The organism is Nitrosospira sp. NRS527 (assembly GCF_018406445.1).
GTDB lineage: Bacteria > Pseudomonadota > Gammaproteobacteria > Burkholderiales > Nitrosomonadaceae > Nitrosospira > Nitrosospira briensis.
This window is the reverse complement of record NZ_AP024515.1, coordinates 662,773-686,812: the sequence shown is the minus strand read 5'-3', so window position 1 is coordinate 686,812 and position 24,040 is coordinate 662,773. Positions and strand designations below refer to the sequence as shown.

Here is a 24,040-nt window from a genome sequence, read left to right as displayed (position 1 = left end):
TTATAATTGAGCAGATCGAAAAGATAGCCTTGAAAAAAACCCTGAAGTTATTTTGGGCTATTGTGCAACGACCACACCCCAGGGTAGACAATTCTAACCGATTTGAAAGAGATAAGAGAATGCCCAGCAACCCCACGACCGACTTGGAAGTTTTTCCGAACCCCGCACCGGCGCGGGATTATCATATTCATATGGAAATTCCGGAGTTTACCTGCCTTTGTCCAAAAACCGGACAACCGGATTTTGCCACCCTGATTCTGGATTACATTCCAAACGTAAACTGCGTCGAGCTTAAAAGCCTCAAGCTCTACATCTGGTCTTATCGGAATGAAAAAGCGTTTCACGAGGCCGTAACCAACCGTATTGCCGATGACCTCGTTGCCGTCCTGGAGCCAAGGTATCTACGTCTCACTGCCAAATTTTATGTGCGCGGCGGTATTTTTACCAATGTTATCGCAGAACATCGGAAACCAGGGTGGCAACCACTGCCGGCGGTAGAGCTGGCGGCATTCGGGGCTCAACCTGCAACACGAGGATAAATTTCTTGTCTGGGCCGTAGCAGCCATGCACGGGGCAGGTCCCGCCGTTATAGCTCACCTATTGCTTTTTAATGGGATTGATATCCGTTTAGCGATTGCTGCAACGGAATAATGCCTTGTGCAGCTTGATTAAACCTAAATCCGGTAGTTGACCGCTCATTTAATGGATCAGTGTTATGATTAATAACAATATTTCATATTATTTGACACTCACCTTCCGGGTGAGGCCGCTACGGAGTGAATTGCACAGTTTTTGCGGCACATGGCTGCGTTGCAACTCCTTGGAATGGAACGGCGCCCCGAAGCGTCGCCCGAGGGGCCCCGCGAAGCGGGGATCGGGCAGCGCAGGGGATGCCGCGATCGCGTTCCACACGCAAGCGGGGACCCGCATACCGCTTCGGGGTCGCACCTTCCTGCGGAAGGCACTGCTCCGCCCTGCGCGGTTGTATTCCGCGTCATTGCGCCTTGCCCTGCACCCCAAAAACCGTACACTTCACCCCGTCCAACTACCGGATTTAGGTTCAATTTTAGAATGAGGCCTTACCCCGACGAATTTTCTCCAAATAAAACCTCGGCAAAAGGTCAATAATAACCATGGAAGTTCAACGGCTCACTTTAGTTTTGATTACCAGTCTCACGCTGACAGCCGCGAGTCTCGCAGCAAATGCAGAAGAACATGCTGGTCAGTCGATTGCGGAGCTTGCGCACGACAAATCGAACACGCTTCCCATCGCAGAAAGCGATCCAGTCATTCCCACCATTGAAGCGAGCCCGCCCGCGCGCAAGATAGCGCCTCCTCTCCCCATTGATTTATGGCAACGCATTCGCAATGGCTTCGCCATGGCTAAACTGGATGGTGAAAAGGTGCGCAGCAACGAAGATTTTTACGTTGATCGTCCTGAATATATGAAGCGCATCGTCGAGCGCGGTAAACGCTACCTCTTTCATATCGTTGAAGAGGTGGAGCGCCGCGGCATGCCTGCCGAGATCGCCCTGCTGCCTATTATCGAAAGTGCTTTCAATCCAAAGGCCTATTCCAATCGAAGTGCCGCCGGCATCTGGCAGTTCATCCCATCCACGGGGAAGAATTATGGCTTGAAACAGAATTGGTGGTATGACGAACGTCGAGACATAGTCACCGCCACCGGCGCCGCACTTGATTATCTGCAAAACCTCCATCGCATCTTCGGCAGTTGGGAGCTGGTACTGGCTTCATATAATTGGGGTGAAGGTGCGGTGGGACGTTCGCTCATGAAGAACCGCAGCAGCGGACTTCCGGAGGATTTTCATAATATCGCGCTGCCGCCTGAAACCCGAAACTATGTTCCCAGACTGATCGCAATCAGAAATATTATCTTGAACCCGGCCGCCTTCGGGATAGAGCTTGAATCCATTCCCAACGAGCCTTATTTCGGCCAGGTCGAAGCGACCCGTCATATCGACGTAAAGGTGGCAGCGAAGCTTGCCGAAATTTCCGTGGATGAGTTTAAAGCGCTTAATCCAGGCCACAACCGGCCGGTCATTAATATCGACGGATCGCGCACGCTGCTGCTTCCGGCGGAAAAAGTGGATGTCTTTGTGGAAAATCTGAAAATTCATGACAGACCCCTGGTATCGTGGCAAGCCTACGAAGCAAAAAAAGACGAGACGATCGAAAAAATCTCTGCTCGGTATGGGATCAGCGTCGGGCGACTGAAGGAAATCAACGATATTGATACGAGCGGCGCGATAACGGCAGGACAGATTTTGCTCGTTCCCCGTAACGGGAGCGCTGAAGGTATGGATATTTCGGTTATGAGCGACAAACCCGCCACGCCGAAAATGCTCGAACACAGCTTCGTCTACGCTGTCAGAAAAGGCGATTCGCTCCTGGGCATTGCCAAACGCCATGATGTCACGATAGAGCAAATAAGGTCATGGAACGGGGGTACGGGCCGTCTGCTGCAAATCGGTCAGAAGCTCACGCTCAAGCACAAATTCGCGGACAAGACCGTGCTGCCCGCTGCCAAGGAGAAACTTGCCTTGCCGGAAAAAAAACGCATGTGAGTGTGTTCATCGAACGGAAGGCTTATTACTCGCATTGACTCTTGAAACAAGCTCGGACTGGCCCTCGAAATAAGCTGCGGCGTCAAGAATGGGCTTGGGGTCGCCGCCTTGTCGGGCGATAATCTCCGCCGTCTCTTTATAACCCTTCGCCAGGGATTCTGCCTGTTTGGGAAACAACGGCTCTCCTGTTTTTAGCTTGAAGTCATTTGCCTTTCGTATCTTCTTTCTAGCCTCATCACTGGCTTGCTGAGTTGCGTCATCAGTTTTTTTCGATGCCGTCTGTGCCGCCACCGGGGTTCCTGTGACAATGAAAACGGAAAGCGCAATAACCAGCAGGATGCGAAAAGCCAAGAAGCGTTGCATACTCATTGGGTCAACCCGCGGTCGACAACGTGCGCCGTTGCGTTTGTATCTACGTTGACAGCGCGGATAAATTGGCCCCCGTACAGCTCTCCACCAGAGAGTCCCGTGACACGAAGGTTCGGTACAGCTTTGTTTGCAGACAGGATAATCTGATTGGTCGTGCGATTCCATTGCGCGTGGATAATCGCAGACTTGACGTTGAGACTTTCCGCGGTACCGTCACCGATCAGATAATATGGTAAATTCCTGACGGGCAAATTGAATAGTTGCTCATATTCCACGAAAACCGCATTCAGCCAGTCAAATTCCAGTGTATTACCGCTTTCGTCGTATTTAGCCAAGTTCGCCTGATGGAAAAAATGAGGCCACATATTGAATGTCAGCATATGCCGTAACGCCATATCTGCTTCCACCATGAGGATTTCAGCATAATTCCGGGGAGAGCAGATAGCTTCGGGTATTTCACATGGATTTCGTCCCGCATTGATAAATCTCCCATTGTAAATATAGTTGTACTCATCTTCCAACTGGGATGGATTCGTCACGTTATAGAAAATATTGGTTGGCCAGCGTGGCAACATCAGTCGATCCGTTCCGCTGCCGTCTTCGTACTGAGCGATATATTGTTCGACGTTCTCCGCCCGTTGCGATGCGTCGGCACCGAGATACTCCACGCCCACGCTGGCGGCCGCTTCAAGGAATAGCGGATTGGCGCCACCCGCATCAAATGCTATGTCATCAGCTTGAAGGTCAAACATATCAGGGTGCAAAGCAGGATCCTCCGTGCATTTGCGGTCTCTCAAGCCCGAGTGGGCGCCGCTTATCAGCACTCGGTTGTTTTGACTTCTCTCGGGAAGATCCAGAAGCGCCCAAACCGCCTGGTTCTTGGTAATTTCCGCGCGGATGGCCGCGACGTTGGTAAATCTAGCCTCATCGCAGGGGGCATCCGCTGGAATCGGCGCCTTATCCAAATCCGCGTGAGTGAAGGTATGGTTGATAAAACGAAAATCTGCTTTGTTGGCCACTACCGCCGCAACCAGGTCTTCCGTCAAGTTCGCGGCCAGCGGCGCCGCTTCTGGATCGACAACCGCGCCCGCACCGTTGAATGGAAAATCCAGCTTGAAATTACCGGCTAGTGGATGTGCGACACGAAACGCCTGCTGTCTACGCACTGTATTGTCGATGTCAGCACTGTTCAAGCGATAGGTCATGACGGGATGTTCTTTTTTGAGACCGGGATTCCATAATTTACTATGGCGAAACAAGTCGTCCATATGGGCAGCCATATAGACAAAGCGTGAGCCCACGAATATGCCTTGCGTCACCCAGTTGATGAACTCGTAGGCCAAAACATTGGAATGGACCAGGAACGACGCGTTAGTGATAGTCGAGATCATAACCTCGCGTACAGGCGTTGCCTGGGAAGGCATCATGTATCGCACAATCGATATCAGCGCCTCGCCATTTCGGGTTCGCAGAATGGGATCGACATGCGGTATGGAACCGTCCCGCAGGCGGTTGGCATCATTTCGAGGGTTGGTCGCGAAGGCAAAGTCCGTAATTTGAAATGGACTCGCCTGGTTCACATACTCAAAAATCTCCTTGCTATAGGCGGCAGGCACCGTCCACTTGGCATCGAAGTCATTGCCGCTTGACGAATAGACAAGACCATAATCCAGGTAGACTCCATGAGGAGGTTGCGGATCCGTATAGGTGGCTGGCCATCCTGACAGTACCGCTTGGCGGACGCCGAAGTTTTTCTGGTAATTATGCAGTATGTCCCATTCCGATGGCGTGAAGTTTGGAACCAGATCGGCGTCGGTAAGGATGACGCCGTTATAGTTGCCTACACAGCCTGCATCCTCAGCCTTGCAACCGACGCCGGCCGAAGATGAGGCGAGCATGGCGGCCGTTAAATCCTGTGTCCGGGCATTCAATACATCGTATGACACTTCCATTTCGTCAAGGACGGGGCCGATGTAGGCGAATCCCAGATCTTCCGCTACCTCACCTGTCGTGATGACCAGTATTCTTAGCTTGACGGCATTATCAGAAAATGCGGGTGGCGCCACAGCAGCTAAAGCCAGCCATATTCCCGCCGAAACCAGCAGCAAGCGTTTTATGCCCAGGCTCCGCTTCATCAATGAAATCTCCTTATCGCAGACGAAAACCAAAAGATTCCGATAAATTCCTCAAGATTAAACCCAGATAATCCATTAGGACGCGAGATGATGGCGAGGCAGGTTGCGAGACAGTTTTGCCGGTTGGGAGAAGTCCATAGCTTGGTCTATGGACGCCGAGCAAGCGGCGAAAATGGCCGCAAACTGACCGCCGGCACTCGCGTAGGCTCGCAGAGCCGCCTAATGAATTATCTGGGTTTAAGATTGATTCCGTCCATGAACCTCACACACCATCGCCACCCCTTGATCAACAATAAGTCGCACACTCGGATTTGACAAGAAAACCTACGCCAGATTCTCCGACATTACTATAAATAATAGCCGGCTATTATATTGCCCCGCCCAGCAAGAAGAAGAAAAAAGAGAAGGAAGCCCCCGAAGCAAAAACCCGGATATGTCCGCGTAAAAGATATAGTTCGCCGCTCCCGTTCTGCATCCTTTAAAGGAAACGCGACGAGCAAGCATTGGATCAATAATCGGCATCTACCGACAGCTCCAATTTTTGAGAAAACTTCCGATACTTATCCTGATTGCTTCCGGCCACTTTTACGCGCGATGAAGAGACCGATAAAGCCAAGCGCAAGAAGCGCTAATGTCGACGGTTCCGGAACAGTGCTGATTTCATTGGGGATGATTCCGTCCTCGCCCTGATTTCCGTTTCCACCAGCCCCGCCGCCATCGGCACCGCCCATGCCGGAACCACCACCCGCACCCCCACCTTCCGGATTGTCAAAATCGAACCCGCTATCGGCATCCTCGTTACCTGCTATACCAGTACCAGGGTTAGCACTATCGGAACCTGTATCGGCGCCAGCGCCTCCAGCGTCGCTTTGGCCAGTACCACCACCGCCTCCGCTTCCACCAAGGCCGCCACCGCCACCGAAGCCGCTACCATCCATAATGCTCTTTTGGGGACCCAAGCCAGCACTTCCGCCACCCCCGGGCATTGAGACTCGGCCCCTGCCACCCCTGCCAGAACCGCTACCGCCGCCCGACCCAATCTCTTCGGAGCAAAGACTTCCTCCTCGCTTGTGCGACTGCTCCTGGCGCGGTTGCAGACAATCATCTCGCGAACTTTGCCGAACTATTGCAGGCGCCGCAGCCGGTGAGGTTTTCCGAATAAATGCCTGTGAATGTTTTTCGACTGTTAGCGGGTCCTCCAGTGAAATACCTAACAGGGCAAAAAATTCATCAGCGGCGTTTTTATCATCACCTGATCCGACAATATGCGCTGCGTCGATGAAATCCGCAAACGGATGGTCCAGGATGAGAAAACTCATCATATCCTGACCCTGCAAATCATTTCCAAAGACCAAGTGAACGCCATAAAATATACCGATTCCGCCCGGATAATCAGTCAATGGCGCAGCATTCGCGGCAGTAGGCTGATTCCACGAGAGAGGATTTGCAAGTATCGGAACATCATCCACCCTCGTGCTGATCCTGGTGAGGCTGCCGTATTGCGCGTCATGGGCATCTCCATCCAAAGAACGCGCAAAGTCGAGCTGAAATATGGGAATTGCATGGGTGCTTGCAGAAAATAAAAGTATTAGAAATACCCCTGCTCGCAAGAAAATTTTTATGCTCACGCTACGCGTACTCCGATTTACCGATGCTCATCTGATAACTGAGGTAAAAACTTGAAGATCAATGCAGTCCGGGCAGTGTGATCAGGATTCAAGCCCAAGAAAAAAACCTTTCAAGTCATGTGCGCATCGTAACAACCTCGGCAGTAGGGTCAATTGGACCTTGGTACACCTTCAGGGCGCAAATGGATCACTACGTCCCGAGTTCAAGGACAAATTGACACTCCATCCTATCGGCGTCGCGAGCAGTACGGACGAAGCCGGTGAGGGCAGGAAGGAAAAAACAGTTAACGGTGAGTACCGGGCGGGAAGATGTACTAACGGACGTGCAGGGCGGGAATGAATAACTACTTTGGAGAAGTGCGTGGCAATCGATCATCCGCTCTTCAGGCGGCACGGCACCAAAACCGCAGCCCATCCAGCATGGACGATCGGAATCACACCAATACACATCGGGATAGCAAGATGTAACCGGCTATTTGATGACGTCACCGTCTGTCGCCAGAAGCGAAGATTAAACGACCATGGTAGTGATACAGACTCATTCAGGAAGGAAAATCTTGACCTGGGCGAACTTGCCTGCTCTTCATGACAGCTGCGGCAAATGTGGGAATTATGACAAACGTCCCATCCTGCCGCTTTGGTAATCGGTAATCGCCTGCCTGATTTCCTCTGGCTTGTTCATAACGAAAGGGCCGCTTCCCACAATCGGTTCATCGATCGGCTCGCCGCAAAGCAGCAGCACCGTTGCATTTTGTGCGCTATCCATGCAAATTTGGTCGCCAGCCCGATCAAACAGGCCAACCTCTGCCGCCCGGATCGTTTCAGAGCCGTTCACGTTTACCGACCCTTTGAGCACCACCAGCAACGTGGTGTACCCTTCGGGTGTCGGGAGGCAGAACGGCTGCTCGCTCGCCAGATGAAGATCCCACACATGAATCGGCGTAAACGTTCGCGCAGGTCCCTTTATACCGCCAAACTCGCCGGCGATGACGCGCAGCGTTCCATAACCGCTGGGAAGATTCAGTGCGGGAATCTGGCTATTCGATATGCTTTGGTAGCGCGGTGGGGAACTCTTGTCTTTTGCGGGCAGATTGACCCACAACTGCACCATTTCCAGCATACCGCCTTGCCGCGCAAAATCGCCGCCATGAAATTCTTCATGAACCAGGCCGGACGCCGCCGTCATCCATTGCACGTCACCGGGGCCAATAATGCCACCGCTGCCGGAACTGTCGCGATGCTCCACCTCGCCGCTATATACGATAGTGACCGTCTCGAATCCGCGATGCGGGTGTTCGCCGACACCCAGGCGTTTTTCCGTCGGCGGAAATTCCATGGGGCCAGCATGATCGAGAAGCAGAAAAGGGGTGATCATCGGCCCCAGGTTCGAATAAGCGAAAAGCGTTCGCACGGGGAAGCCGTCGCCAACCCAGTGCTGCTCTCCCCCGCGCTGGACGCGCGATAATTTCTTGGTGGTGTTCCCGACCGCCATTTCAAGTATCCTCATGATGTTCTCCCGCTTCAAGGTGAATGTAGGTTAATGAGTTACTGACCTGGAAAACACGTTCAGGACAATCACGCCAGCGACGATAAGCGCCAGTCCAAGTATAGCGGGGCCATCGAGTGTTTGCCCGAAAACGAACCAGGCAATAAGCGTGACGAGCACGATGCCGGCGCCAGACCAGATAGCGTAGGCGATTCCCACGGGGATTGTGCGCAAGGTAAGAGACAGGAAAAAGAAGGCGGCGGCGTAGCCCGCTATCACTACAAGGGACGGCCACAGCTGCGTGAATCCGTTACTCGACTTCAAAGCGGAAGTCGCAATGACTTCACTGGTAATTGCGATGGAAAGGAAAAGCCATTGCATTGCCGGCTCCTGCCTGATCGGGCACCCGAAATTGACCTTATCGACATAATACCCCAAGTGGCAACATCGGTGATAATCGAAAGGCTACCCAGGTATTTTATGTGCGCCACCGTACCGACCAGATTTTTGCTCCTCAATAATGTTCAAGAATTCAGACGTGCGGCTGCTGGAAATGATAATCCATGAGTTGCAAGCTAAAAAAAGCAAAAGCTACAGAACTACCTCATCCTCAAACAAGACTTTAAAAAAGGGAAATACCGTGCGATATCTTTCCATCATCGCAGCGACGCTGTTGTTTTTTACATCAACGGTCAACGCTGCGGTAACCGAGGACGCCTATATTGCCGGTTATGCCGCTGGGATTCTCAAGCATGGCTTCAAGGTCGAAATTCCGACGTTGATCGTGCGGAATGGCATCATTACAGTGCCGGCAAATAAACTGACACCGGACAACCGTATCTCGATTGTGCAGGCACTGGCACAGATTCCGGGAGTCACTGGGGTGACTGTGTCGGAAAGTATTGCTGGTGGTCCCGCTCAGCGCGATGCGTTCAAACCTATTCAGCAACCTGCCGCTACCTAGCGGGGGCCGGCGCCAGAAGAGGCAGTTGCGAGTGAAGGAGTACCCGCAGCGGGTCCGGCGGTTCTCGCCACCGGAATGCTGCCTGAAGGTCATCTGTTCAAACCATTGCTGGCTGATCCCCGATGGGCCCATTTCTCGGCCGCATATCGTAATTATGTCGGAAACAACATTGATGGAAATAGCAATGGCGCTGTCAGCTTCGGGGAAACGATCCCGTTCTACCGCGGTAATTTCGGAAAATCCACGGTGCAATGGGAAGCCGGCCTCCAGGCCGCTGTCTTCAGCGACTTCAATCTCGGTGCGCCCTCTGCGGATCTCATCAATACCGATTTTATCGCTTCGGCCTACGGAAGTATGCGAGCAGGCAACTTTTCCGCTTTCGGCCGCATCTATCACCAGAGCTCACATCTTGGCGACGAGTTTTTGCTGCGCAGGTTAACCGATTTCGAGCGGATCAACCTCAGCTATGAAGGAGCCGATCTCAGGCTGTCGTATGAGCTCCCGTATGGACTACGAGTCTACGGCGGAGGAGGAGGCATCTTTCACAAGGAACCGTCGACAATCAAACCCTGGTCAATACAATATGGCGTCGAGTTCAGAAGTCCCTGGCGCATCGAGTCTGTATCAATGAGACCAATCGCAGCGGTTGACATCAAAAACCATGAACAGAATAACTGGAACGCCGATGTATCCGCGAGGGCAGGTGTACAATTGGATCACTTCCAGGCATTTGGTCGGAAACTCCTGTTCCTGGTAGAATATTTTCATGGAAATTCTCCCACCGGGCAATTTTTCAGACAAAGAGTCGACTACCTTGGTTTCGGCGCGCACTACCATTTTTAAACTGGTCAGCAAATGCTGAATGGATGCCCGTCCGGGAGTTGCACTTCAACCTAACTATTCAGTCGGACGGACTATTGCTGAACAGGTCGATGAACCCTGACTGCAGTGTACTCCGGTAGCGGCTGTTCCAAGATTTCCTGACGCATGTCCAACACCATCCAGCGGGTCTATCCGTCGCATGCTTTCGATGCCCTGCTCGGGCACGGCTTCCATCCCGTACTGGCTCGCGTTTTTGCTGCACGCGGTATCGAAGAACCAGCCCAGCTCGAAGTGGACTGGTCTAAACTGATCCCATTCGATCGCCTGAAGAATGTTTCATTAATGGCGCGATTTCTTGCCGAGGCAATCCTCGCTCGAAAACGTTTCCTGATCGTAGCCGATTATGATTCCGACGGTGCCACCGCATGCGCAGTCGGCATCCGTGCCTTGAGGCAGTTCGGCGCGGTAGTCGATTATCTTGTTCCCAACCGCTTCGAATACGGTTATGGTCTCACGCCGGAGATCGTGCGTCTTGCAGCCGGTGCCACAGGCGCAACCGCAACCGACGGGGCAACCCGTCCCGATATACTGATCACAGTGGATAATGGCATAGCCAGCGTGGAAGGCGTTGCTGAAGCTAACCGGCTCGGTATGCAAGTGCTCGTTACCGATCATCACCTGCCCGGGGATGAATTGCCGGATGCCGCTGTGATCGTGAATCCCAATCAGCCCGGCTGCGATTTCCCCAGCAAACATCTCGCCGGCGTCGGCGTGATGTTTTATCTGATGCTGGCGCTACGGGCCGAGTTGCGGGCCAATGGGGTTTTTCGCCCTCCTCAAAAGGAACCTAACCTTGCCAGCTTGATGGACCTGGTTGCACTGGGCACCGTAGCCGATGTCGTAAAACTCGATGACAACAACCGGATTTTAGTACACCAGGGTTTGCAGCGTATCCGCAAAGGGCGCGCCTGCGCAGGTATCAACGCTCTCCTGCAAGTTTCACGGCGGGATTTTCAGCACGTTTCCGCCTATGAACTGGGTTTCATGCTGGGGCCGAGATTGAACGCAGCGGGAAGGCTCGACGATATGTCCCTGGGCATTGAGTGTCTCATTACAGATGATGCATCCCGCGCTTCGCAAATAGCCCTGCAACTCGATACGCTTAACCGCAAACGCCGGGAAATCGAGGCGGATATGCAGGATAGTGCGTTAACGATGCTGGAGAACGCTCTCCTTCCGGCACCGACACCCCATTCACAATACCCAACTATAAAGGCGCTGGATACCCACAGCCTGAGTCTGTTCGATCCCGCCTGGCATCAAGGCGTGATAGGCATACTTGCATCGCGCATCAAGGATAAGTTCCATCGCCCCGTCATCGCATTCGCGCCTGGCAGCAATGGCGAATTGAAAGGTTCGGGGAGATCCATTACGGGATTTCATTTACGGGATGCGTTGGATCTCGTTTCCAAACGCTACCCAGGTCTTTTGCTGAAATTCGGTGGTCATTCAGCCGCGGCCGGGTTGACCATACTTACCGGCAATTTCGAAAAATTTCGTGATGCGTTCGAGCAAACTGCACAGGCACTGCTCGCGCCGGCCGATCTCAAGCGTATTATCGAGACCGACGGAGACTTGGACGAATCTGAAATGAATCTGGAACTGGCACGGCATCTCACGGAACAAATATGGGGTCAGGGTTTTGCGCCGCCCACATTCAGCACCCGCTTTTGCGTGGAAGATCAGCGGGTGGTTGGGCAAAGACACCTGAAATTAAAACTGAGGAGGCAGGAAACAAGAATCAGAGATGACGGTGGAATGAAAGCGGATATTCTTTATGACGCCATATTATTCTCTCACGCAAATCCGCTTCCGGATGTCATCGAGGCGATTTACAGGCTGCAGATAAACGAGTTCAATGGCAGCTCTACCCTGCAATTCATCCTGGAGCATTGGTTTCAGCCCGTGCCTGATGCTCAAGTTACGCCTGCTCAAGCGCGATTAACCTGATATGCACTTTTTTATCGCTCTCCATTTTGACGAGGGCGGATGAAAGAATACTTTCGCAGCAAGCCATCCGTCTGCTGGATATACGGCATTATAACTGGCATATAATGTCTCTCTTTTTTATGTGGAGCGCGACATTTATCGGTTGCGGCCATTGAAAACAGTACAGATGCCATTCAAGTTGACTATTCCCCAGCGCGGTTCGATGACCCGCCATGGTCATTTCGACGGTTCAGGCGATGCCCTGGCTTTGGCAAAACTGGCGCAGGATGCAAAACCTGTCGCCATCATTACGGCAAGCGCACTTGCCGCCCAAAGGCTGCTGGAGGAAATCCCCTTCTTTGCCCCCGAGTTGAAAACACGGCTGCTGCCGGACTGGGAGACTTTGCCCTACGATACCTTTTCACCTCATCAGGATCTCGTCTCGGACCGGCTTGCCACGCTTTACCAGCTCATGAGCGGCGCCTGCGATGTACTGATCATTCCTGTCACCACCGCGTTATACCGGATGCCACCGCGAGCGTATCTGGCGGCGCATACTTTTTTTCTCAAACGGGGAGAAACGCTTAATCTGAACACGCTACGCGGCCAGATGACTTTGGCGGGCTACAGTCATGTAACGCAAGTTCTCTCGCCGGGGGAATACAGCGTGCGTGGCGGGCTGGTGGATCTGTTTCCCATGGGCAGCCCGCTGCCTTACCGCATCGACTTGCTGGATAACGAAATCGAAACCATCCGTACGTTTGATGTGGATACGCAGAGAAGTGTCTACCCCGTCACCGAGATAAGATTACTGCCGGCGCGTGAATTCCCCCTCGACGAAGAAGCCCGCAGTCGTTTTCGAGGTAGTTTTCGCGAACATTTCGAAGGCGATCCATCGAAAAGTCGCATCTATAGAGACATAAGCAAGGGCGCCACGCCTGCGGGTATCGAATATTATTTGCCGCTTTTTTTTGAGGACACCGCGACAATCTTCGATTACCTTCCGCCAGCGACGCTGCTATGCCTGCACCATGAAATCCATCCGGCAGTGGAAAACTTCTGGCGCGACACGCAATCACGCTATCAACTGCTGCGTGGCGACAATAATCATCCATTGCTGGCACCGGGAGAATTATTCGTCACGACGGAGGCTTTCTTCGGCGCACTGAAGCCCTACGCGCGCATCGAAATCCCGTCCGATGCTCAAACCTCGAAAGCGGAAACTCAAAGCTGGACCCGCCCGCTACCGCCTCTTCAGATTGATCGCCGCGCTGACAATCCAGCTGAGAGACTTGATAATTTTATCGCGGAATTCGCCTCCGAGTTCACCTCTCCCGGTGGGCGAACATTGCTATTGGCGGAGAGCCTCGGCAGGCGGGAGCTGATTTCAGATCATCTGAAACAGTATGGGCTGGATATCGATATCTGCGATGACTACGCGCAATTTCGGTCAAGTAACAAAGCTTTCATGCTTGGCGTGGGGCCCTTGCACAACGGTTTTATATTCCGGGGCGAAGGAACGGCCTTCATTACGGAAAACGAGCTGTATGCAAGGCATTTGCACGGCCGCCGCGAACGTGATTCGCGCAAGACTTCCGCAGTGGCCGATGCGATGTTGCGCGATTTGTCCGAGATCAAATCCGGCGACCCGGTTGTGCATGAGCAGCACGGCATCGGCCGCTACCTCGGGCTGGTAAGCATGGATATGGGAGAAGGCGCAACAGAATTTCTATCACTTGAATACGCCGGTGGAGATAAGTTATATGTACCGGTTTCGCAACTGCACCTTATTGGGCGATACAGCGGGGCGACGCCTGAAGCGGCGCCGCTGCATAAACTCGGCAGCGGTCAATGGGATAAAGCCAAGCGTAAAGCGATGCAACAGGTGCGCGATACCGCTGCGGAACTGCTGAATCTTTATGCTCAACGTACCGCCCGTGTGGGCCACGCGTTCAGGCTAAGGCAACATGATTATGAAGCATTTGTTGAAGGTTTCGGTTTCGAGGAAACGCCCGATCAGGCCACCGCGATCGATGCGGTAATCGAGGATCTGGCCTCGGCCAAGCCCATGGACCGCCTGATCTGCGGAGATGTTGGTTTCGGCAAGACCGAAGTGGCCTTGCGAGCAGCCTTTGTCGCAGTTGCCGATGGTAAACAGGTGGCTGTACTGGTACCCACCACGCTCCTGGCTGAGCAACATTTCCAGAATTTTTCCGATCGCTTCAGCCTGATCGCGAACGAATGGCCCATAAAAATTGCGGAGCTGTCGCGTTTCCGCTCGTCGAAGGAACAAACCCAGGCCTTGGCGGGGTTGGCTACCGGGCAAATCGACATCGTCATCGGTACGCATAAACTGGTCCAGAAAGGGGTGAAATTCAGCAACCTGGGCCTGGTCATCATCGATGAGGAGCATCGCTTCGGTGTACGTCACAAGGAACAACTGAAAAGTTTGCGTTCTGAAGTGGACGTATTGACGCTTACCGCCACACCCATTCCCCGTACGCTTGCCATGTCGCTGGAAGGTCTGCGTGACTTTTCCGTGATCGCTACCGCCCCGCAAAGACGGCTCGCCATCAAAACTTTTGTCAATCGTTTTTCCGAAGGCATCATCCGTGAAGCATGCTTGCGCGAATTAAAACGCGGCGGGCAGATATATTTCCTGCACAACGAAGTGAGCACTATTCAACCCATGCATGACAAGCTTGCCCGGTTGTTGCCGGAGGCGCGCGTAAGCATTGCCCATGGGCAAATGCGCGAACGCGAACTGGAACATGTGATGAAGGATTTTTATCAGCAGCGCTTCAATCTGCTGCTTTGCACGACCATCATCGAGACGGGTATCGATGTTCCCACTGCCAATACCATTGTCATCAATCGCGCGGACAAATTCGGTCTGGCGCAATTACATCAGTTGCGCGGACGCGTAGGCCGCTCCCACCATCAGGCATACGCTTATCTATTGGTACCGGAGGAAGAGGCGCTTGGAACACAGGCCAGGAAACGTCTGGAAGCCATTCAAGCCATGGAAGAACTGGGTGCGGGTTTTTATCTCGCCATGCATGATCTGGAAATTCGCGGCGCCGGCGAAGTACTGGGCGAATCGCAAAGCGGCGAGATGCAGGAAATCGGCTTCACTCTCTACTCCACCATGCTTGATGCTGCGGTTCGATCACTAAAGGAGGGCAAAGAACCCGATATGCAGCATCCCCTGGGCGTTGCCACCGAAATAAATTTACATGTTCCCGCCTTGCTGCCTGAGGGATACTGCAATGACGTACATGAACGCCTGGTACTGTACAAGCGCATGGCGAATTGCACAAATGATGATCAGCTGGATGATATTCAAATAGAATTATCGGACCGCTTCGGTCTCTTGCCGGATCCCGTCAGAGCACTGCTGGATTGCCACCGTTTGCGTATTGCTGCTACACCCATGGGAATTACTCGCATTGAAGCGAGCGCTGACGCCATCCAGGTGCAATTCATTCCCAACCCACCGGTCGATGCCGCAACAATCGTCGCACTCCTTCAACGCAGCCGCGATTATGAACTTTCCGGTCCCGATCGCCTGAAAATAAAAGTACGGATCCCGGGAGTGAAAGAACGGGTAACGCGGATAAAAAATTTGATCACCGAATTGAGTCGCTGAAAATCCAGTTGCGCAAAATGGTGTGGCGTCGATCAAGCGTTTTGGTATTCCTTCAGATGAGTACTATTGGCGATTATGGCGTTTCCGGTCTGTCCGAAAAAATACATGCTTAATCGCAGCTTTTCAGGATAATCGCCCTTCATTCGGGCATAACCTGTCCGTTAATAATCGTTTATGCCGGAAAACCATCCTGATGTCGTGGCTAAGGAGCATTAAAAGCAAAATTGTTGTGTTTGCCGTGATGGCCACACTCATCCCGTCGTTAGGGCTGGGGTTGTTGTCCTTTCGGCAGAACGAGGCACAGATAAGCGATAATGTAACCCGTGAACTCCGCGCCATGACGAGTTATGCCAGCCGCGAAATAGAACTCTGGATTGATAAACGTGTCCACGAGGTGCACGTAACGTCCACGTCCAGTGCCGTCATAGACGGTTTATCAGCGGTCAACCATCCCGAAACAAGCTTGCCGGGTGGAAATCCGCAAGCCCTGGCGCATTATCTGCGGTCGGTACAGGCAAAACTCGACACAATACTGGAACTGACTGTCGTGGATGCTACCGGTAAAGTTGTGGCGAGCAGTGCGGAAACACCCGTCACAGTGACACTCCCCGATGATTGGCCCCAGAGTTCCCTCACGGAAGGCCTTGTGGTTGCACCGCCCCACTGGGACAAGGGATATGCTACCGCCACACTTAGCGTTGCAGTTCCGGTATTGTCCTACGACAATTTATTGATGGGTGCATTGGTGGCCGTGCTGGATCTTCATAGCCTGCAACCCCGTCTGAAAAGTGAGATAAAATCGCCGCCAGGCGAAGTGATCCTGCTTGATTCAGATGGCAGAGCGCTTGTCAGCAGTCAGGCCGGCACAGATAAATTGCCGCAGCTGGATCCGTCGGTGCTGCGGTATCTGCTCGCTCAACCGGGCAACTCCATGGCTTTTCATGGCCTGACGCATCGCAACGTAATTGGATTGGCCGAGGTATCCGCGGAGCCGGGAGTCGTCATTGTGGCAGAGCTCGATCGCGCTGCGGTTTATAGTCAGTGGATAGAACTTCGGAATATGTTTCTGGGGCTGGTAGGCGCACTGGTTCTGGTAGTGGCAGCCGTGGCCTTCCAGCTGGGACGCTCGATTGTTGCGCCGTTGCAACGGCTGATCCGTGCCGCGGACCGCATTGCCGGGGGCGATCTGGAGGTACGGCTTTCGGCAAAACGAAATGACGAGCTCGGTCGTCTTACAGTGGTATTCGATCAGATGGCGGACCGGTTGCGCCAGAGTCACGCCGAGATCATGGCCGCCAATGAAGCCATGCAACAGCAGAATCAGGTGCTGGAGACACTCTCCATCACCGATAGCCTTACCGGTCTGTACAATCGCAGTAAACTCGATGCGATTCTGGCCGATGAGCTTGCGCGCTTTAAACGCACCCAGCGGCAGTTTGCATTATTAATGCTGGATATCGATCACTTCAAGACATTAAATGATACCCATGGCCACGTCATCGGCGATGAAATCCTGCGAAGCGTAGCCCGGATACTGCTTCAGTCTGTCCGTAGTATCGACTATGCGGCACGCTATGGGGGTGATGAACTTATCATTATTCTGGTTGATACTTCTGCAGACCTGGCAGCGAAAACCGCGGAACGCATCCGTTCACATGTAGAAAATGCGCAATATGGCGCCAACGGCTCGATGATTGCAGTAACGGTGAGTATCGGTATCGTGCAGTGTCAACCCGACGATATGACGCCGACCGCAGTGTTTGCTCGCGCTGATAAAGCGCTCTATCAAGCAAAGCGGGCTGGTCGCAACCGGCATATAGCGATCGTTAATCCCTGACATTTATCGCGCTAAGCCCCACGCTGTTTGTCCACGCATACCTACTGTTTGCCCAAGTGAGCTTCTACCAGCGTGTTAAGTACCCATCCCGACCGTCCATCGGCCGAGATCAACAGCCATTGGCCCTGATAGGCATCCGCTATCATCAGGGATTCCTTCTTTAATACGCCAAGTACCGCAGCATTCAAGCCCGGCTTCTGGCGCAGATTGCTATTGGCAATGGCGCGAAGCGGGATAGGAACCTGCAACGAGACCGTTACTTGACGCGACTCCGCGCTCTTGCGGCCGTGGCTGTTTGTCATCATGTTGATAAACTCGCGAGCCTGCGCAGCATAATCCATTGCCGCGGCATAGTTGTCCTCAGCGTACGATGTAGCGGCCGCCTTCAGCAGGCGCGCTGCCTGAGCTTGCAATAACTGATCGGAGCCTGTGGCTGGGGATGACTTCAGGTTTTCCATGACCATTTCAACTTCCGCAATGGTAGAGGCAGCGGCAGGACGTGTAGCCAAACGCCTGAGTTTTACCTGCGCATGAGCAGCCTGGCTGCTGGTTTCCTGTAACGTCTTTGCCTGATCCTGCTGCCGGGCCTCCTGGCTGCGGATCTGCGCCTCCTTTTCCGCCACCAGCTTCTGCAAGCGTTCGATTTCCTGCTGCTGCGCCTCTTTTTCCACAAGCAGCTTTTGCAGGCGCTCGATTTCCTGCTGCTTCCCAACGCAGGATGACCAGAGGGAGCCAGCAATTTCAGCTTGGGACGGAGATGCTTTTGGAAGAATGCTGCATCCCGTCATGATCACGCCGATAAGGCCGAAAACTATCCGGCCCGGCATATGTACTGGCTGAAGCTTTGAAAGACTATAGCGCTTAACTGACCGCTTCAATGGTGCCATGACTCGGTTATCTCCGCATCCTGATATTGAAGCAGATATTATCGCTCAGTTCCGGTTTATGTGGTAAGCATCACCACTTTCAATGTGTGGTCTGAGGCTGGCCAGATAAAATTTATTAGCGTGCCGGCTTGCCGTCCCGCTCATCGAACGGAGCAGCAGATATAGAGCGGTGCGCCGACAAGCACATCCTCATTGGCTTGATCGTCAAGACCTGAAAGCGCTTTTCGAGACCTTGAAAGGTCGAGCCGACATGGGTGATTGTATCTTCAGGCAGGCGTGTATCCGGGTACCGGAACCACTGCGTAAACAGCGCTCCAGCAAATCTATGTGGAAGTTGGTAGCGATTGCTGGCAAAATGTCGGGTTGCCAGCAAAATATCAGTCCCGCTACATTGGCCTTCTCCGCGGCATAAAAATGTGGAGGCCTGCCTCGGACCGCCCTACAAGTGTACAGGAAGGCGCACAGGCGCGGCTACTCCGTCTATTCTCTCTTGAAGCAATAGCATGCTTGGACTGCCCAAGCTATCTTCGAGCGCGCTCGAAGGGGACTGGAAATATCTTTAACAATAAATGGAACGGTATATGAATCTGATAATACAAGGGCTTGAGGTAGCAAACAGCGATTTGAGAGAGTTGGCGAAACTCGCCGGCGCTGACCATATCGAACGGATCACAGGCCAGGCATTTCGGCTGGAAAACGCAAGCCGCCGCGAGCATGTGGCTGAATACTGCGCCGACGCCGAACTGGATTTCGCATTTGTCGAACAAACGGTGCAGCTCTCCGATTTCGGGCTGGTCGCGATGGATATGGATTCAACCCTGCTTGCAATCGAATCCATCGATGAGATAGCCGATATGCACGGGGTGAAACCTCAAGTATCGGAAATTACGCAGAGAACCATGCGTGGTGAAATCGTCTTCGCGGAAAGCTTGAGGCAGCGCACCGCCTTGCTGCAAGGACTGGACCAGGATGCATTGCAACAGGTTTACGATGAGCGCGTGCGATTAAGTCCTGGTGCAGAAGAAATGCTGCAACGAATGAAATCCGCCGGCCTCAGGAGCATGGTCATCTCTGGCGGATTCACGTTTTTTACGGATAGAATAAAAACAAAACTGAATCTCGATTACGCCGCAGCCAACAAACTCGAAATTGCGGATGGAAAACTCACCGGCAAGGTACTGGGGGAAATTATTGGCGCCTCGGGAAAAGCCGAAGTGCTAAAAAGTGTGCGCGAAAAGCTGGGCTTGAGGCGCGAGCAAGTAATCGCCATCGGCGATGGCGCCAATGACCTCAAAATGATGGAAGAGGCCGGGGTCAGCATCGCTTATCATGCGAAGCCCATCGTACAGGAGAAGGCCACTTATGCTATCAATCACGTGGGTCTGGATGGAGTAGCCAATTTATTCGCATGGGCCGCGCCATCCTGATTATGCAAACTCGCTACGTTAATAGCTGAACGCAGCTTCAACCAGGAAGGTGCGTTGGGGATAGGGGTGAAAAACGAAGGCCTTGTCATTGTTCAGGTTGGTAATACCGAACGAGAATCGGCTTTTAAGGCCGCTCTGGAACTTGTGCCGATAGCTGGTTTTGAAGTCCATGAAGAAGAAATCGCTCTGAGACCCGAAAACGTTGTTCACATGATCCCGGTTATCGAGATCGTTAAACGAATCGCTGGTATAACGGCCGGAAAATGCGATATCCCATGCCTCCGTGGCATGATAGGTGGTGAAGAAATTCGCGCGCCAGTGCGGTAAACGGATACGCTGTTTGCCGTCGAGATTAAAATCGGCATTTGCGCCCGTTGGATCCGTGAATTTGACGATCCCTCCCTTGTCCACTTTCGCATTCATCCAGGTACCGTTGAACATGAAGTCGAATTTCGATCCAAGGATACGCCGTTGATCGAAAATAAGCTCAACACCGGTGGTACTGGTCTGATCAATATTCTGGAATGCACTGGATGTGAGCACGCCTGAGGCTCGCTGCACCTGCTGGATGGCATCCTTGATATCGTCACGAAAAGCATTTACCCGAATGTAGCCCTTCGGCAACGTGTATTCGACCATGAAGTTGTGATGTACGCCATTCTCCGGCTTGAGCAGCGCATTGGCTGTAAGAATGCTGGTCGGTGAGCTGAGTGATTGAAACAGCTCGGCAATTACCGGGAATCGATGGGCTCTGCCAAAGGAATAACGAACTTTCCACGGCCCAGGCTCATAGCCCAGGGAAACCTTGGGCGAGAGTGCAGACACATCACGATCCGGTACTGGTGTACTTCCAACAACACCATTGCTGGCTGACCACCATTCCTGGCGCGCGCCTACCGTTATATCCCAGGCCGGAAAAAACCGATATGCAGCTTGCGCGAACATTGCTTGAGTCGAGGTGCGACCGTCATTATTTCGATTGGCCTGCAGTGCTCCACGTGTAAGCGTAGCGTAATCAATCAAGGAATACTGCCGGAAGCTCAAATTGTATTGATCGAAATGATAGCCACCCAGCAGCGATATTTTTTCATACCCGAATAATGCTGGGGTACTCAGCTTGAGGTCAGCATTCAGCCAACTGAATTTTTTGAAATCCTGGATTTGACCTGCCCCGGTATTCGCCGGATCATTTTTATTGAAAAAAGCGGTGGCACGGGTATCCTTGAGAACATCAAAATGGCTTATTGTCGTATCAACATTCCAGTTTTGGCTGAATGCTCCTCGAAATTGCAAGCCAAGGTTTAGCGTTTCGCGTTTATCTTGGCTGCCGCCAAAACCACGTTGCACGACATCGAACCGGGTCCCATCCAGTGAAGCATTACCTGCCGTATCGCAGCAGGCCGGTGCTGCCCCTCCCCAAAATGGCTGTCCAGTTGTGTCGCTTACATAGTTACGAGGACGATTCTGATTGCGTGTGCGATCCTCGTATGCAACAGTAAAGATTGCCTGGAGATCCTGAGTAATGTCGTACCCAAACTTGCCCTTGAACAAGTGGGTTTGTACCTTTTCCGGCCCGGTATCGCCGTAGATGATGCTGGGCGTACCGCGAGTATCGGGTGTCCGTATGCCGCCCGTGACCGAAGTTCCGCCCGGCTCATTGAATAGCCCCGTATTGTCGATGAAGTAGGACTGTGGATGGCTCTGTGCTTCAAGACGGTTGTAGGCCAGGAATACCGTAAACCGGTCCTGAATCCGGTTGCCATAGGAAACGTATTGCCGATCGCCTATGAACGTTCCTTGATCCGGCCCGTAAAGTTTATAAGGCTGAATGAACAGGCTGCTCTCGACATAAAATTCCTGCTTGCGCGGCATGCGCGTTTTTATGTTTACCACACCGCCGATGGAGTTGCCGCTATATTCCGCCGAGAAGGGTCCGTAAACGATATCGACCGAATCGATTTCATTTGGACCTACCAACGACCAGCGCGGCGCCCCGTTAAAGGAAGCCTGCAGAAAGTTGTGCAGCGGCAAGCCATCTGCATAGACCATATTGCGCGCGGTCGAGAACATATCCGCACCCCGAATGCCGAGAACACCGTTGGGATCACCGACATAACGCTGCCGGATTTGCAGGCTCGGTTGATATTTCAGTACCTCCTCCGTGGTTTGCGCGTTTTGCAGCTCGATCTGTGACCGGGTCACGCGCGTCGAAGGCGAAGTGTAATGGGTGTCACGCTCGGTCTCGCCGGTAACGACCATTTCCTTGAATACCGTTTCCGATACGCTGTCTTGCGCCGGATTATCCTTATTTCCATCCTTGCGCTTGTTCTTGCCGGAGACCTCACCCGCCGCCTTCGTGTCAGAACCAGGGAGTGAACCGGCGCCAGACGGCATCCGATCCGTATCTTCCGCCGATGAAGCTGGGTTGCCTGACTGCACGATTAACCCGTTGACGGCACCAGCGGAAGGGGATATTTGGGTGGCAACTCCCTCTGTGCGGGGACCCGTATTATCGTATTTCGGCAGAGATTTTTTTGATTGATCCGAATCTTCGGCTGCAGAGGCCGGAGATACCCAAAGCAGACCCACCAGGAAAAACGAGAAAGATCTCATATTTATTCTTATATTACGTGATCGCTCTTACTGATAACGATCAACCAGGATCTTTACCAACATATGCTTCAAATGTTGCGCCAGCACTACAATTTATCCCAATCCATTAAAGATCAGCTGGAGCGCCCGGCAGTGATCCGTTCAATCGGCACAATTCGCAGCCCCTCTTTTGCGGTATTCCACACCACCAGCACTTTCTCGCCGCTAATCAGTGGTACTGGATAATCCGTTGCGCCAGCCGACAACATCAAACGTGCAGGTTCGCTCCAGGACACACCGCCATTAACCGAATACATCATCTGCACGGAATAGGATTGCCCATCAAATTCGCGCCAGGATAGGATAACGATTTTATCCTCCACGACGACCGAGGCATGGTTTGCCTGGGCCGCCGGATTGCCGATGGGCATGGGCCGGGACTCCCAATCACCGTCAATATTCTTGTAGAACAATCCCTGGCGAGCCGTGCCATTGGTAAACCAGGCCAGGTGCAGCTTGCCCCACCTGTCAGCCGCGAGGCTCCCGCCATTATGTGGACAGGCATCAATTTGCCATTCGTCACGCGTCGCACGCCTCACTCCACCCTTATCCAGGTTAGCAATGGCGAAATCGCGCGTGTTGGCACCAAAAATATTCCGCCAGAGGGCGACCGGTCCGTCTTTCGTCCAGGCGAGCGTAATTTTGCAACACTCGCATGTATGTTCGTGAAATCGGTGATTCGGGCCAAAACTTTTGCCGTTATTGTCTGATTTAGCTGTATATATCGATGTGCCCGTGAACTTTTCGCCTTTTTCCTTCGCCGCATCCCGATCACGGGCATCCAGCCATGCAATCACCACCCGCCCGTTGCCATCGATCGCCATCGAATCAAACCGATGGCTGGTGATGCGGCCATCGTCATTCAGCGTAATGGGTGCGGAAAAGCTCTTACCTGAATCCGTCGAGCGCGCAAACCGGACGTTGCCGGCATATTTCTGAGGCAGGGACTGCACCCAGGTCAAAAGTACGGTACCGTCGCGGGCAACCGCAATCTTGGGCCGGCTCTCGCCATCAGCCGATATGGTTTCCGGCTCGGGCGTGACGATAACCGGCGTGGAAAAGTTCTTTCCATCGTCGTCCGACCAGGAAATCAACAGTTGCTGCTTCTCAACCCTTGCTATCCATAATCGTCCATTCTCATCCAGCGTTGCGCCCACCGCCAGCATAGCCTTTGGTGCATGCGACATTGAATGGTTTTGCCCTCCATTAGCTGAATCCGGCTGACTTGCGAGCGCAGTTGCCGAAACGCTTATCAGGAAAATGGATGCCATATGAAGAACCCGATACATCTCTCGCTCCCATTAACAATGTTGAGGTCGAGAATAATCTATTTACCGAAACATGGGAATGTGGCAAATTGTCGCACTTGATCGTTGCGATCTCAGGAACCCGAGAGTGGGAAGCGTGGTAAACGATTGAAAAGCAATACCCTATGTATCTGTATTTCCGCATTTCCGGTTATTGCCTCTGCCGCTGTCGCGGCAGCAATCCGAGCGCCCATCCGGGTATTTTCCAGGGTTTGCTGCTAGCAGCCTGTCGGACTTGAAGAATCGCAGCGAAAAAGTGACTGGGTGAGGGCAGATTTTGCGGATTTTGAAGGCCAATAGTTA

At 52.9% G+C, this 24,040-nt stretch carries 15 protein-coding genes and 1 pseudogene; 8 read left to right on the top strand and 8 right to left on the bottom strand.

Annotation, left to right across the window (positions count from 1 at the left end; all coding sequences use genetic code 11):
* The first annotated feature begins 119 nt into the window (after positions 1–119).
* Positions 120–539, top strand: coding sequence for a preQ(1) synthase (gene queF, locus KJS40_RS03065; protein ID WP_213539695.1), 420 nt, complete (start codon positions 120–122; stop codon positions 537–539).
* A 594-nt stretch (positions 540–1,133) separates the two neighbouring features.
* Entirely contained in the window at positions 1,134–2,585 is a 1,452-nt protein-coding gene (locus KJS40_RS03060) for a transglycosylase SLT domain-containing protein (RefSeq protein ID WP_213539022.1), read from the top strand.
* Between the two features lie 6 nt (positions 2,586–2,591).
* Here the strand turns inward: KJS40_RS03060 and KJS40_RS03055 are convergent, their stop codons facing one another.
* From KJS40_RS03055 to KJS40_RS15440, 3 genes are all read right to left on the bottom strand, one after another.
* Entirely contained in the window at positions 2,592–2,954 is a 363-nt protein-coding gene (locus KJS40_RS03055; RefSeq protein ID WP_213539021.1) for a hypothetical protein, read from the bottom strand.
* The gene (locus KJS40_RS03050) at positions 2,951–5,089 is read right to left on the bottom strand and encodes a hypothetical protein (RefSeq protein ID WP_213539020.1); all 2,139 of its coding nucleotides are present in this window, start codon (positions 5,087–5,089) and stop codon (positions 2,951–2,953) included. Before KJS40_RS03050 ends, KJS40_RS03055 begins: the two co-directional genes overlap by 4 nt.
* 560 nt (positions 5,090–5,649) lie before the next feature.
* Positions 5,650–6,717, bottom strand: a complete 1,068-nt coding sequence (locus KJS40_RS15440; protein WP_213539019.1) for a PEP-CTERM sorting domain-containing protein — start codon at positions 6,715–6,717, stop codon at positions 5,650–5,652.
* Positions 6,718–7,053: 336 nt separating this feature from the next.
* Between KJS40_RS15440 and KJS40_RS15435 the strand changes: the two genes are divergently transcribed.
* Positions 7,054–7,185, top strand: coding sequence for a hypothetical protein (locus tag KJS40_RS15435; RefSeq protein WP_280520243.1), 132 nt, complete (start codon positions 7,054–7,056; stop codon positions 7,183–7,185).
* Between the two features lie 142 nt (positions 7,186–7,327).
* On the opposite strand, the gene KJS40_RS03040 is transcribed toward KJS40_RS15435, so the two are convergent.
* The gene (locus tag KJS40_RS03040; RefSeq protein ID WP_213539694.1) at positions 7,328–8,209 is read right to left on the bottom strand and encodes a pirin family protein; all 882 of its coding nucleotides are present in this window, start codon (positions 8,207–8,209) and stop codon (positions 7,328–7,330) included.
* Between the two features lie 45 nt (positions 8,210–8,254).
* On the bottom strand, positions 8,255–8,584 hold the full coding sequence (locus KJS40_RS03035; RefSeq protein ID WP_213539018.1) for an SMR family transporter: 330 nt from the start codon (positions 8,582–8,584) through the stop codon (positions 8,255–8,257).
* Between the two features lie 139 nt (positions 8,585–8,723).
* Between KJS40_RS03035 and KJS40_RS03030 the strand changes: the two are divergent.
* From KJS40_RS03030 to KJS40_RS03015, 4 genes and pseudogenes are all read left to right on the top strand, one after another.
* A pseudogene (locus KJS40_RS03030) lies at positions 8,724–10,010 on the top strand (DUF1207 domain-containing protein).
* Positions 10,011–10,154: 144 nt separating this feature from the next.
* Positions 10,155–11,999 carry a single-stranded-DNA-specific exonuclease RecJ gene (gene recJ / locus KJS40_RS03025; protein WP_213539017.1) on the top strand — a complete coding sequence of 615 codons (1,845 nt, stop codon included), beginning with the start codon at positions 10,155–10,157 and terminating at the stop codon, positions 11,997–11,999.
* Between the two features lie 166 nt (positions 12,000–12,165).
* Positions 12,166–15,627 carry a transcription-repair coupling factor gene (mfd, locus tag KJS40_RS03020; RefSeq protein ID WP_213539693.1) on the top strand — a complete coding sequence of 1,154 codons (3,462 nt, stop codon included), beginning with the start codon at positions 12,166–12,168 and terminating at the stop codon, positions 15,625–15,627.
* Positions 15,628–15,868: 241 nt separating this feature from the next.
* Positions 15,869–17,464, top strand: a complete 1,596-nt coding sequence (locus tag KJS40_RS03015) for a diguanylate cyclase (RefSeq protein WP_244859682.1) — start codon at positions 15,869–15,871, stop codon at positions 17,462–17,464.
* A gap of 41 nt (positions 17,465–17,505) precedes the next feature.
* On the opposite strand, the gene KJS40_RS03010 is transcribed toward KJS40_RS03015, so the two are convergent.
* Positions 17,506–18,351: an SH3 domain-containing protein gene (locus tag KJS40_RS03010; RefSeq protein WP_244859681.1), complete on the bottom strand. Its 846-nt coding sequence runs from the start codon at positions 18,349–18,351 to the stop codon at positions 17,506–17,508.
* 581 nt (positions 18,352–18,932) lie between these two features.
* Between KJS40_RS03010 and serB the strand changes: the two genes are divergently transcribed.
* Positions 18,933–19,778 (top strand): phosphoserine phosphatase SerB, encoded by an 846-nt coding sequence (gene serB, locus KJS40_RS03005; protein ID WP_213539015.1) that lies wholly within the window; start codon positions 18,933–18,935, stop codon positions 19,776–19,778.
* An 18-nt stretch (positions 19,779–19,796) separates the two neighbouring features.
* Here the strand turns inward: serB and KJS40_RS03000 are convergent, their stop codons facing one another.
* Complete coding sequence (locus KJS40_RS03000) at positions 19,797–22,217, bottom strand: TonB-dependent receptor (protein ID WP_244859680.1); 2,421 nt, start codon at positions 22,215–22,217, stop codon at positions 19,797–19,799.
* A 287-nt stretch (positions 22,218–22,504) separates the two neighbouring features.
* Entirely contained in the window at positions 22,505–23,701 is a 1,197-nt protein-coding gene (locus KJS40_RS02995; RefSeq protein ID WP_244859679.1) for a sialidase family protein, read from the bottom strand.
* Between the last annotated feature and the right edge of the window lie 339 nt (positions 23,702–24,040).